Here is a 12,987-nt window from a genome sequence, read left to right as displayed (position 1 = left end):
GGCGGGCTACGATGAATCATGATCCGTGCCTCCTGCGTGGGCAAGCGCCACTGGTTCACGCTCAGTTCCCTCATCTGGGTGCTGTCAGGGTGTACCCCGCTGCGCCGTGCCGTTCCCCCCGAGGCGCTCCCGAAGCGGGTCGTCCTGGCGCTCGACGGCCTCGACTATCGCGATGTGCTCGACGCCCGGCAGCGCGGACGCTTTGCCGCCTTCCATGAGCCCGCGAGGCTCATTTCTACCTTCCCGTCGATCAGCGACATTGCCTGGCACGCCATCTTCGGCGTGAATCCTCCGCCGGGTTACCAGCGGGTGTACTACAGCACGCGGCACCGCCGGGTGCTGGGTGACGCGCTCTCGGCCATTCGCCCCATCGAGTACGAGGAGCGCATGGACCAGGCGTTCGATACCAAGTTCCACCATCTGGGGGCCTATCTCATCTCCTGGCCGGTTGCCAGGAAGGAAGTCGACACCGACGTCGCGCATGTGCTCCGCTCGCGTGGGCGCGAAACCGTGTACCTCTACAATGTCGGTCCGGACGCGCTGCAGCATACGCGCGGCGACATTGCGCGGTACCTCGATCACCTCAGTGATCGACTCGACACCTTGCAGCAACGATACCGGCAGCGCACGGGACGTTCGCTGAACATCGTCGTGCTCTCCGACCACGGCCACAATCGTGCCCGCGACGCGGCGTTCGTGCCCATTGCCGAGGCGCTGGCGGCACATGGATTCGAAACGGCGAGCGCGCTCGATACTCCCAATCGGGTGGCGTTCAGTGTCGACGGCGTCACCACGGGGTTCGGGGTGTTCTGCCATCCCGACTCCGTGGCTCGCGTGGCCGCCTTGCTCACCACCGTACCCGGAGTAGAAGTCGTCACGGCGCACGTGGCGCGCGATCGCTTCACCGTGTCGGCACGGCGCGCCGACGGCTCCGTGGACGACGCGATCATCGAAGAGATGGTGCCGCCTGCCGGGGACAAGGCACGCTACCGATACCTGCCGCAGCGCGGGGATCCGCTGGAGCTGGCCGGTACGGTGCGTCGCCTGCAGGCGGCCGGGTTGCTCGATGCGAACGGGTACGCTCCCGAATCGGTGTGGGTGCGCGAGACCGCTTCGCACCGGTATCCCGCGGCCATCGTGCGCATCGTGCACGGACATGTCGGTGCCACGCAGAACCCCGCGCCCGTGTTGGTGTCCGTGGCCGACGACCATCGCGTGGGGCTGGGCATGGTCTCGGTGGCCAATCGCATGCGGCCGCTGGGCGGCACGCACGGTGCGCTCGGCGCCACCAACGCCCTGGGGGTCGTGCTCAGCAATGGCGTCGTGCCGCATGACGATGTCGCCTGGCGCGTGCGCGAACAGTTTGGCGGCTTCGGGGATCTCAAGCCCCGTCCGTCCTACGACGGCACGTTGCAGGTGGTGACGGGGCAGGAGCTGCGTCGCGATCGCTTCGTGCAACGGGCGTGGCCACAGTGGAGCGCGATGCCGGACACCGGGGCCGTGGTGGTGCTGACGCTCCCCAGGCGCCTGCTCGATGACGACCCGCGTGGTCGCTTCCTGCGCTTCGACGTGCGCGTGCGCGATCAGTCGTCGGTTGACGGACGGCTGGTACGCAGTGTCGCGGTCCCGCTGGCGCAGGCGTGGCGCAGCAGCGAGGAACGGCAAGTGGCCTTGCCGGCGGGCGTGGTCGGCCTCACGGCCCTCGATGTCGCCAGCGATCTCACGCTGCGGGTGGTGCTCGAAGTGCGGCGCCCCGATAAGGATGGCTGGGTGATGGCCCGTGAGCAGACCGTGCTCAGCATGGCGCTGCGGGTGGCCCCCGACAGGATTCCCTGGAGCTACTGACCGGCCCCCCACGACCCTTCTGCCAGTGCCGAGCGCGGCGTAACGTAGACCCGCGGGCAATGGTGTCCGTCCTCACTCGCCAACCGAGCATGTCTCTCCTGCATCGTCCGCGTTCCCGCGGCGCGGCGTTCGGCCTCGCGGCTGCTGTGCTGTTGACCGGCGTTCGTGTCCACGCACAGTCGCCCACCCGGCTGCTCCGCACCCCCAGCGTGAGCAGCCGCCATATCGCTTTTGCCTACGCCAACAACGTGTGGATCGTGGAACGCGCGGGCGGCAGTGCGCGCCGGTTGACGAGCTTTCAGGGGCAGACGCAGAACCCCAAGCTGTCGCCCGACGGACGCCTGGTGGCGTTCAGCGCGGAGTATGCCGGCAACACCGACGTGTACGTCGTGCCGGCGGAGGGCGGTCAGCCAACACGCCTGACCTGGCACCCCGGCGCCGACGTGGTGCAGGGGTGGACGCCCGACGGCAAGCAGGTGATGTTCGCCTCACCGCGCGCCACCTGGGCGCCCAACGCGGCTCCGCGCTTCTGGACGGTGCCCGTGACTGGCGGCGTGGAAGCCGCCCTGCCGCTGCCGCGCGCGTATCAGGGAAAGCTGTCCCCCGATGGGGGACGCATTGCGTACCGCATGCCCACGTCGTGGGACGAAGAACGCCGCAACTACCGCGGTGGGCAGAACAAGCCCATCTGGATCGTCGACCTCAAGTCCATGGCGCTCGACAGCACGCCGTTCACCGGGACGAAGGAGATGGATCCGGTGTGGGTAGGCGATGCGGTGTACTTCCTGTCGGATCGTGATGGCGTCTCGAACGTCTGGGCCTTCGACACCCGCAGCCGTCGCCTGTCGCAGGTTACGCGGTTCACCGATTTCGATGTGAAGTCCATGGACGCCGCAGGCACGACCGTGGTGTTCGAACAGGCCGGGCATATCCACGAACTCGATACGCGGAGTGGCGCGAGCGCGGTAGTGCGCATTACCGCCGCGGGGGATTTCCCGTGGATGATGCCGGCCTGGAAGGATGTGGGTGGGCGGGTCGCCAGCCTCGCGCTGTCGGCCACCGGCAAGCGTGCCGCCATTGAGGCGCGCGGTGAGGTGTTCACGGTGCCCGCCGAGAAGGGCGACGTGCGCAACCTGACCGCCACCAGCGGTGCCGCCGAGATTGCGCCGCTCTGGTCTCCCGACGGCCGATCGGTGGCCTACTTCAGCGATGCCAGCGGCGAGTACCAGCTGGTGACCGCCCCCCAGGATGGCCTTGGGGCGCGCCGCACCATTGCGTTGCCCGAGCCAAGTCGCCCCTATGCGCCCAGCTGGTCACCCAACGGCCGGCACATTGCTTTTCAGGATTCGCACTTCCGCATCTGGCTGGTGGATGTCGCGAGCGGGCAGGCCAAGGTGGCCGACCACGACCCCTACTTCATGGCCGATCGCAGCATCGTGCCCGTCTGGAGTCCCGATTCGCGCTACCTCGCGTACCCGAAGCGGCTCAAGTCGCTCATGCGTGCCCTGTTCGTGTACGATGTGCAGGCCGGCACCGCCCGACAGATCACCGATGGCATGGCAGACGCCACGAGTCCGGCGTGGGACGCGAGCGGCAAGTACCTGTGGTTCTTTGCCAGCACCACCTTCGCGCTCAACTCGTCGCTGCTCGACATGACGAAGTACGAGCGTCCGGAAACCAAGGCGCTCTACCTTGCGGTGCTTGCGAAGGGAGACCCGTCGCCCCTGCTGCCCGAAAGCGACGAGGAAGCGCCGCGCGCGCTCGCGCCGCAGGACTCGGTGGGTCCGGCCGCTCCGGCCGCCGCGCGTCCGCGGGCGGACAGCGCACGTGGCGATGCCATGAGTACGGCCGTGCGACCGGTGCGGATTGACTTCGACGGACTGCAGCAGCGCATCGTGGTGGTGTCGGGGCTGGCCGAACGCGACTACGGGGCGCTCGTGGCCGGGCCGGCCGGTACGGTCTTCTTCCTCGAGCCCATCCCGGCCACGGGCACGTCGGCGGGAAGCGCCGCCGGCGCCGGCAACACGCTGCATCGCTTTCAGCTGTCCGCGCGTCGTGCCCAACTGTTGGCCAGCGGGGTGGCGCAGTACACGGTGAGTGCCGATGGCCGCCGACTGCTCTATCGCACGGCCGGGCAGGCCGGCGGGTTGTACCTGGTCGATGCCGACAAGGCGGTGCCCGCGCCTGGCAGCGGTCGTCTCACGGTCACGCTGCGCGCCTACATCGATCCGCGTGAGGAGTTCCGGCAGATCTTCAACGAAGGGTGGCGCAATCAGCGCAACAATTTCTACGTGAAGAACCTGCATGGGACCGACTGGGCGGCCATGAAGAAGATGTACGAGCCGCTGTTGGCGCACGTGAATCACCGGGCCGACCTGAACTACCTCCTCGACAACATGGGGGCCGAAACGGCGATCGGGCATTCGTACGTACGTGGCGGCGACCTCCCCGATGTGCCCAACGCCAACGGTGGACTGCTTGGTGCCGATTTCACCATCGAGGGAGATCGGTACCGCCTTGCGCGCATTTACGACGCGGAGAGCTGGAACCCGGAGCTGCGGGCGCCGCTGGCCGCGCCTGGGGTGAACGTGTCTCGCGGCGACTATCTGCTCGCCATCAACGGCGTGGAACTGCGCGCGCCCGACAACGTACACCGGCTGCTCGATGGCACGGCCAACCGTCAGACCGTGCTGACGGTGAACAGCCGACCGGACATGCAGGGCGCACGGCTCGTGACAGTGGTCCCCGTCGCCAACGAGCAGGGGCTGCGGACTCGCGCCTGGGTGGAGTCGAATCGTCGGTACGTGGACAGCGTGTCCCAGGGGAGGCTGGCCTATGTGTATCTCCCCAACACGGGCGTGCCCGGGTATACCAGCTTCAACCGGTACTACTTTGCCCAGCAGGACCGGCTGGGAGTCGTGGTGGACGAGCGCTTCAACGGGGGCGGATCGGCGGCCGACTACATCGTGGACCTGCTTGGCCGCGACTTCGACGGGTACTTCAACAATCCCGTGGGCGACCGCTTCCCGTACACCAGCCCGGCCAATGGCATCTGGGGGCCCAAGGTCATGATCATCAACGAAATGGCCGGTTCGGGTGGGGATCTCATGCCCTACATGTTCAAGCGTCGCAAGCTGGGACCGCTCGTGGGAGCGCGCACCTGGGGTGGCCTGGTGGCCACCACCGACACACCACCATTCGTGGACGGCGGGTCGATGATCGCGCCGCGCTTCGGCTTCTTCTCCCGCGAGAACGCCTTCGCCGTGGAGAATGAGGGCGTGGCGCCGGACATTGACGTGGAGAACTTCCCGCGCGAGGTGAACGCGGGGCGTGATCCGCAGCTCGAGCGCGCCACGCAGGAGGCGCTGCGTCTGCTGTCCACCTGGAAGAATCCGCGAGCCACCACGGAGCCCACGCCTCCCGTATGGGGGAAGCGAGGTCGCTGAGCCATGCCCAATCCGCGCATTCTCAATCGCAAGCTCCACCGCTGGGGGGCCATCGCCACCGCGCTGCCGTTCCTGCTGGTCATCGTCACGGGCCTGCTGCTGCAGCTCAAGAAGCAGCTGGCGTGGGTGCAGCCGCCTGAGCAGCGCACCGCGAACACGGTACCGAGCCTCAGCATGGAGCAGATCCTGCGCGCGGCCCAATCGGTGCCCGAGGCGGCCGTCACCGATTGGCGCGACATCGATCGGCTCGATGTGCGCCCCGCCAAGGGCATCGTGAAGGTGACCGCCAACAACCGGTGGGAAGTGCAGGTTGACCTCGGCACGGGTGCCGTGCTGCAGGCCGCGTACCGGCGCTCCGATCTCATCGAGCAGCTGCACGATGGCTCGTGGTTTGCCGATGCCGCGAAGCTCTGGGTGTTTCTCCCCTCGGGGGTGGTGGTGCTCGGCTTGTGGATCACGGGGCTGTACCTGTTTGTACTCCCCTTCCTTGCGCGGGCGCAGAAGCGCCAGCGCGAGTCCTGAGTCCGGCGCGATCATGCCGGTGCGGCATCCCTCGGCGGTCGTGACCTCTCCCCGCGACGTGCTGCGCTGGAGCGTTGCCCGCGCGCGGGCACGATTGCCGCACCCTCCGCGCGGACCCATTGAGCGCGTCGCCCCCGATCTGTCGTACCTGCACGCCAATCGCGACGAGCCCGCCTACACGTGGATCGGCCATTCGTCGGCGCTGCTGCAGATCGGCGGCGCCAACCTGCTGCTCGACCCGGTGTTCAGCCGGACGGCGTCACCGTTCCGCTATCTCGGGCCACGGCGGCATCAGCCGCCCGGACTCACAGTGGAGCAGCTTCCCCATGTCGATGCTGTACTGCTCACGCACAATCACTATGACCATCTCGATCGGTGGTCGGTGCGAGCGGTGGCGCGGCAGGCTGGCGGGGCACCGGCCTACTTCGTGCCGCGCGGGCTGGAACGCTGGTTCGCGCGCAACCTGCCGCGGCGCCGGGGGGTGCTGCCCCATATCGAGGCGTTGGCGTGGCACGAGGGCACGCAGTTGCCGGCGCCGCTCGGCCCAATCGGTCTGCACTTCCTGCCAGTGCAGCACTGGTCGAGTCGCACGGGCTTCGATCGCAACGCTTCGCTCTGGGGCAGCTGGGCGGTGCTGCACGACACCTTCCGCTTCTGGTACTCCGGGGATCTCGGCTACTCGAACGAGCCGCGCGAGATCGGTGAGCGCTACGGCCCCTTCGATGCCGCGGCCATTGCCATTGGGGCGTACGAGCCACGCTGGTTCATGCGCGCCCAGCATGTGAACCCCGAGGAGGCGGTGCAGGTGATGCTGGATGTCCGGGCCGCACAGGCGATCGGCGTGCACTGGGGCACCTTCTCCCTCACCGACGAACCGCTCGATCAGCCGCCGCGGGACCTCGAACAGGCGCTCGACGCGCGTGGCATTGCCCGCGAGCGATTCGTGGTACTGCAGCATGGAGAGACCAGGCGCTTTGTCGCCGTGAACACTCACCCCCACCCACAACCCTGAACCCACGACCCTCGACACTGAACGGGTCCGCTGTCAGTCGCACACGCGAACGCCACGTGGTCAACTGACGGTAACTCCCGTTCAGGGTCGAGCGTCGTGGGTCGAGGGTGCTGGGTGCGTGTACATCCCCAGATACACCAGGAGCGGCGGGCACCCCGTGAGCAGGGTGGCAAACCACCACAGCAGCGAACGATTCGCCCGCCGGATATCGCGCCACAACCAGGTGAGCACGATCGCCGTGAAGATGCCCATGTCGTTCCAGGCCATGAACACCATGGGATCCTGGCGCAGCGTCATCCACGCGTGGGCCAGGCCGGCCGAGGCGGAACCGTGCTGCTGCATCCACGTGTAGAACGCCCACTGTTCGTAGGCGAAGAAGAGCGCCGCAGCGCCATAGAGCAGGGGACGTCGCATCAGCCGGGCGGACGTTCGTACTGTTCGGTGGGCAGAGCGAAGGCCTTCTTGAGCTTCGCATCGCCTTCGATTCCCACGACCCGTTGCGCGATGTAGTCGCCCACCACGGGACCGAACTTGAAGCCTTCCGCCTGCCCGAGGCCGGCGATCCACGCGTTGGTGGCGCCCGGTACGAAGTCGACGATGAAATTCTGGTTGATGCTCGACTCGTAGTGGCACGCACGCGTTTCGAGCAGCGGCGCGTTGGCGAGCAACGGGAACCGCGCGGCGAGAAAGCGACGGGCCCCATCGACCCGATCCTGATTGGTCCACCGGGGGCTGAGGTCGGGATCCTGCAGCGCGGGGTCCGCCGGAGCCGGAGGCGCGGCGGGCGGCGGTGTGGTACCGGCTGGCGGCGGCGGCGGGGCAATGGCGCCGCGCACGCGAAAGCCGCGGCTGTCCACCGGCAGCATCGGCCACCCGGTCACGCCGGGGAAGTTGAAGCTGGGCAGGTTGGGAAACTGGAAGCGCGCGTCGCCAACCGGCACGCCGAAATAGAGGGCGTGGCCAATGGGAATGCGTGCCCGATTCTCCATGTAGGGAAACAGCTTGCGCAGCCATGGTCCGCAGGCAAATACGTAGGCGTCACCACGAACGACGGTGCCATTGTCGAGGATGACCCCGTCCATGCGCCCGTCCACGATGGGGCCCGGGCGCACGCGGCCGATGACCAGCTCTGCACCCATCTTCTGCGCCACCGCGGCCACGGCCTGCGTGGCGGCGCGGCAGCGCACCACGCCGGCATCGGGCTCCGTGATGGCCACGGTGATGTCGTCGGCCTTGATGACCGGCCAGCGCTTCCGCGCTTCGTCGCCGCTGAGCACCTCGTGCGGGACATTGTTGGCCTTCCACAGATCGACCGTTCTGGTGATGAACGGTTCGCGGGTGGCGCGCATGATCACGTCGCCCGTCTCGTGGAAGAAGGACGTGCGGAATACCGGCGCCCACTCCTTTTCGAACAGCTTCCAGCGGGCAATGGCCGTGCGCGCCCATGGGGTCCACAGTTCACCGCTGGCGCGATCGCCGTATGACGAGCGGATCCCGCGCGTTTCGTCGCCACTGGTGGAGCGGGAGTTGCCGGGGCCGTACTGATCGATGAGGGTAACGCGAGCCCCGCGGGCGCGAAGGTGGTACGCGGTCCACCCGCCCCAGGCCCCGGCACCAATGACGACGATGTGCTGGCTGTTGCCGCTCCGGGCCTTGCCGGGTTGCACGCCTGGGGCCGGTGCCGCCGAGAAGGCCGCTGGTGGTGCGCAACCGGCGGCAAGGAAGGCGCCGGCGCCCACTCCGGCGAGGCGGAGAAAATCGCGACGGGGGAGCGTGCCGTCCGCCGTGGTGGTGTCGATCAGCGGGTCGGTGGCGTCGGCATCCGGCTGGGGCGCGGCGCGTTCGGGAACATCCGGGGTAGCAAAAGCGTCCATCGGCCGAAAATGTCGGTCGCACCGGTCCCTCGCAATGTTGGCCGCCCGATTGCCTCGGCGGCGCTCCATCGCGAGGCCGAGAGGCGCGACTTGCCAGCGAAACGCCCCTCTTGCACGTTCATCCGCCATGCCTCGTCTCTTCCGAAATCCCAGCCTGTTTCTGCTTGCCGTCGTGGCGGTAAGCGTCGCCGCGGCCGCCCGCAGCACCGCCCAGTCCCCCCTCGCGCCCGGGCGGGCCGTCCTCAACGACCAGGACACCGTGCCGGTGTACAGCGATTCCCAGGCCACGGCCGGGCAGGCCGTCTGGGGCAAGGCATGTGCCGAGTGCCACGAAACCAAGGATGTGACCGGAGCGGACTTCCGGACGAAGTGGGCGGGGCAGCCGGTGTTCACCCTCTTCGAGCAGATTCGCACCACGATGCCCGACGGCAATCCGGGCTCGCTGCCCAAGGACGAGTATGCGGCGGCCCTCGCGTACATCCTCAAGTTGAATGGGCTGACCGCTGGCGCCACACCGCTTGCCACCGATTCCGTGGCGTTGGCGGGGGTGAAGTTGGTGCTTCCTGCCGCGCCTCCGGGGCTCTAGGGCCGCGCCGCGCGGACGGTTCCCCGCACGCGGAAGACGCGACCTCGAACGCCGGTTCGGGGTCGCGTTGTTCGTTACCCCGGTAGCACTATCCACAGCCATTCCGGGATTCGAAGAAAATCGGCGGGACAATGCCCCCCAAGTATTGACAGCCCGTTCTGCGAGCCGTACCCTCCGGCCACCGATACACCGGAGTCACGGGGCCAACGGAAAATGTTCCGCGTTTGGTCCCAGCTTGTGACGCGGTTCCTGACTCGTGCTGTTGTCGGCGTGTCGGCCCTGCCTGTTCCTCCCGCCTTTCCGCGAGCGCGATCATCCGCGCACGCGCTGCAGTGCCCCAACGAGCTTTTACGGAACGGACGGTTGGTGTGTCCGTTGCCGAGCAAACCAGTGGCCCTGTCACACCCGGTCGACTCGTCGCGTCTCCACACGTGCCGAGCCGCCGGCTGACGCGTGGCCATAACCGGTCACAACATCGGGTGGCCGGCGGGTGATCCTGATACGGGGAGTCACGAGATGCGATTGTTCGTTCCTGCTGCGTTCGCGCGTGGCGAGCGAGGCGGTGTACAGCCCAGCTGTGCCGCCAGCTGCTCGCCACCACACACCACCACGGCCCGTGCGCCGCTGATGCGTCGTCTGGTCACATCCGTTCTTGCGGCCGTTGCGGCCGTGGGCGTGGCGCTGCCATCCGCCCTGACGGCCCAGGGGGCCGGGGGAACCGTCGTGGGACGCGTGACGGACGCCGCCACCGGGCAACCCATCCAACAGGCGCGCGTCCTGGTGCAGGGGACGCAGAACGGCGCGCTGACCGCCGAGAATGGGCGGTACTCGCTTCGCGTAACGACCTCGGGCGCGGTGGTGCTGGAAGTGAGCCGCATCGGCTACGAAGCCAAGCGGGTCACCGTCACCGTCAGCGGCACGGCCCCCATCACGCAGGATGTCGCGCTCTCCCAGGCGGCCTTCTCGCTCTCGGCGGTCGTGACCACGGTCACGGGACAGCAGCGCAAGGTCGAACTGGCCAACACCACCACGCAGATCGCCGTCGCCGAAAAGGTAGCCGAGCTCCCGGTGTCGAACATGGGCCAGCTGCTCTCCGGCCGTGCGGCCGGCGTGCAGGTCACGTCGGGCGGTGCCACCGGTTCCGGCTCGCGTATCCGCATTCGCGGGCAGGCCTCGCTGTCGCTCTCCAATGATCCGGTCGTCATCATCGACGGCGTGCGTATGACGGCGAACGCCGGCAGCTCCTCCATTGGCGTGGGCGGTTCCACACCGTCGCGTCTCGACGACCTCAATCCCGAGGAAATCGAAAACATCGAAGTGGTGAAGGGTCCGTCGGCGGCCACGCTCTACGGCACCGAAGCCGCCAACGGCGTGATCAACATCACGACCAAGCGCGGCAAGGCGGGCAAGACGCGCTGGAACGTGTACACGGAAAACGGCCGGATCACCGATCCGAATACGTACCCGCTCATGTACTACGGTTGGGGCACCCAGCTGAGCGGCGCTACCGCCGGCTCGCGCGTACGCTGCCCGGCCATTTCCATTGCCGCATCGCTCTGTCGCGCCGACAGCCTCCGCGTAGGCAACGCGTTCCTCATCGACAGCCTCTCGCCGGTCGATCAGGGCGCGCGCCAGCAGTACGGCATGCAGGTGTCGGGTGGTACCGATCGCGTGCAGTACTTCGTGTCCGGCGAGACCGAAGTGGAAACGGGCGTCTACCGGATGCCGGAGATCGAAATCAACCGCCTCAAGACCGAGCGCGGCGTTTCGAGCATTCCGTCGTCGCAGGTTCGCCCCAACGCGCTCGACCGCAACAGCCTGCGCGCCAACATCACGGCGCAGCTCTCCTCAAAGGCCACGCTGCAGGTCTCGTCGGGCTTCATCAACAGCCGGCAGCGGCTCCCGCAGAACGAAGACAACGGCAACGGGCTCATGGTGGGCATGCTTGGCGGCGAGTGGCGCGAGGATCTGCGTGACAGCCGTGGCATTCCGCTGCTCGGCTACCGCGCCTTCCCCATGGGCGACATCCTGTCGCGCACCACCAGCCAGTCGATCAACCGCTTCATCAATAGTGTGCAGGTCCAGTACAACCCCATCAGCTGGCTCACCACCCGTGCCATCGTCGGTTCCGACTTCACGGCGCGCAGCGACGTGGGCATCAACCTGTTCGAGCAGGGCCCGCTGGGCGTGAACCGCGCGGGGCAGGTCAGCGCCAACCGGGCCGAAATCAACCAGCAGACGGTGGACCTTGGCGGGACGGCCAACAAGCAGGTGTTCTCGTGGCTGAACTCCAAGACGTCCGTGGGCATGCAGTACATCCGCAACGCCTTCGCCCAGTCCGAAGGCACGGGGCAGGGTTTGCCGCCAGGCGCCACCACCACCTCGGCCGGTGCCATACGCAATGCCTCGCAGTCGTTCGATGAGCGTCGCACGCTGGGCTACTACGTCGAACAGGTGTTCAACGTCAACGAGAAGCTCTTCATCACCGCTGGCTTGCGCCGTGACGCCGCGAGCGCGTTCGGTAAGGAGTTCCGCGCCGTCAACTATCCCAAGATCGGTGCGTCGTGGGTGGTGTCGGACCAGGGCTTCTTCCCTGCCTATAGCTGGCTCAACACCCTGCGCCTGCGCGCCACGTACGGCGCCTCCGGCCAGATCCCGGGGACCACGGACGCCCTCCGCTTCTTCTCGCCCTTCCCAACCACCATCTCCGGCACGGCCGACCAGCCGGGCGTGACGCTCGGTGCGCTGGGGAATGCCACCCTCCGCCCCGAGTACTCGGCGGAAACGGAGGCTGGCTTCGACCTCACCATGTTCGACGGCAAGTCGAACTTCGAGTTCACCTACTACGACAAGAACACCACCGACGCCCTCATCGATCGTCGTGTGGCCCCGTCCCTCGCCGGCGTGACCTCACGGTTCCAGAACATCGGCAATACGCGTAACACGGGGCTGGAGCTGGTGTACAACCAGAAGGTGATCTCGACCGACAATCTCGGATTGGATTTCGTGCTCACCGGCTCCACCCTCCGGAACGAGCTCATCACGCTGGGTGAGGGGGTGAGCCCCATTCCGACCGGCAACCGCAACACGCAGTTGAACACGCCGGGTTTCCCGTTGTTTGGTCTCTGGGGGCGCCCGTACACCTTCAACGATGCAAACGGCGACGGGATTCTGGTGGCCAGCGAGATGACGTACGGGGACAATACGTTCATCGGAGCGACCCTCCCCACCCGCGAACTCGCCTTCACGCCCACGCTCGAGCTGTTCGGCCGCAAGCTGCGCATCTCGGGGCAGATGGATAGCCGGTGGGGCATGAAGAAGCTCAACAACACCAAGCGCCACCAGTGCCAGGGCGGTATCTCCTGCCAGGGCCTCTACGCTGGCGCGCCGCTCGAGGAGCAGGCCAAGGCGGTCGCGGCGGCCGCATCGGTGTTCACCGGCTTCTACGAGGACGGGTCGTTCACCCGCTTCCGTGAACTGTCGCTGTCCTACCAGATGCCGAACGCCTGGGCCAAGGCCCTCAAGGCCGAGCGCTGGAACCTGGTGCTGACCGGCCGCAACCTCGGCGTCTGGACGCCGTTCACCGGTGTCGACCCCGAAACCACGGTTGGCAACGGCGACCAGCGCGGCAACGAGGAGTTCTTCTCCACGCCTCCGATGCGCTACTGGACGTTCCGCATGAACTTCAACTTCTGAGCGAGG

8 protein-coding genes are annotated in these 12,987 nt (G+C 67.3%); 6 read left to right on the top strand and 2 right to left on the bottom strand.

Going from position 1 to position 12,987, the window contains the following annotated elements; translation table 11 throughout:
- Positions 1 to 18 precede the first annotated feature (18 nt).
- From LW840_RS13465 to LW840_RS13450, 4 genes are all read left to right on the top strand, one after another.
- Positions 19 to 1,845 carry a hypothetical protein gene (locus tag LW840_RS13465; protein ID WP_291277152.1) on the top strand — a complete coding sequence of 609 codons (1,827 nt, stop codon included), beginning with the start codon at positions 19 to 21 and terminating at the stop codon, positions 1,843 to 1,845.
- Positions 1,846 to 1,934: 89 nt separating this feature from the next.
- A complete protein-coding gene (locus LW840_RS13460) occupies positions 1,935 to 5,291 on the top strand; it encodes a S41 family peptidase (RefSeq protein ID WP_291277151.1) in 3,357 nt (1,118 codons plus the stop codon).
- Between the two features lie 3 nt (positions 5,292 to 5,294).
- Positions 5,295 to 5,813 (top strand): PepSY domain-containing protein, encoded by a 519-nt coding sequence (locus tag LW840_RS13455; protein ID WP_291266415.1) that lies wholly within the window; start codon positions 5,295 to 5,297, stop codon positions 5,811 to 5,813.
- A 40-nt stretch (positions 5,814 to 5,853) separates the two neighbouring features.
- A complete protein-coding gene (locus tag LW840_RS13450) occupies positions 5,854 to 6,825 on the top strand; it encodes an MBL fold metallo-hydrolase (RefSeq protein ID WP_291277150.1) in 972 nt (323 codons plus the stop codon).
- A gap of 81 nt (positions 6,826 to 6,906) precedes the next feature.
- On the opposite strand, the gene LW840_RS13445 is transcribed toward LW840_RS13450, so the two are convergent.
- Together LW840_RS13445 and LW840_RS13440 are read right to left on the bottom strand one after the other, a co-directional pair.
- On the bottom strand, positions 6,907 to 7,239 hold the full coding sequence (locus LW840_RS13445) for a DUF2834 domain-containing protein (protein ID WP_291277149.1): 333 nt from the start codon (positions 7,237 to 7,239) through the stop codon (positions 6,907 to 6,909).
- Positions 7,239 to 8,699 carry an FAD-dependent oxidoreductase gene (locus LW840_RS13440; protein ID WP_291277148.1) on the bottom strand — a complete coding sequence of 487 codons (1,461 nt, stop codon included), beginning with the start codon at positions 8,697 to 8,699 and terminating at the stop codon, positions 7,239 to 7,241. Before LW840_RS13440 ends, LW840_RS13445 begins: the two co-directional genes overlap by 1 nt.
- A gap of 127 nt (positions 8,700 to 8,826) precedes the next feature.
- Here LW840_RS13440 and LW840_RS13435 point away from each other — a divergent pair, with 127 nt between their 5' ends.
- Positions 8,827 to 9,285 (top strand): cytochrome c, encoded by a 459-nt coding sequence (locus LW840_RS13435; protein WP_291266411.1) that lies wholly within the window; start codon positions 8,827 to 8,829, stop codon positions 9,283 to 9,285.
- Positions 9,286 to 9,912: 627 nt separating this feature from the next.
- Positions 9,913 to 12,981, top strand: coding sequence for a SusC/RagA family TonB-linked outer membrane protein (locus tag LW840_RS13430; RefSeq protein ID WP_291277147.1), 3,069 nt, complete (start codon positions 9,913 to 9,915; stop codon positions 12,979 to 12,981).
- Positions 12,982 to 12,987: the final 6 nt, after the last annotated feature.

The sequence above is a fragment of the Gemmatimonas sp. genome, assembly GCF_021298855.1.
Lineage (GTDB): Bacteria > Gemmatimonadota > Gemmatimonadetes > Gemmatimonadales > Gemmatimonadaceae > Gemmatimonas.
The sequence above is the reverse complement of the archived record's forward strand: the minus strand, read 5'-3'. Positions and strand labels throughout refer to the sequence as shown.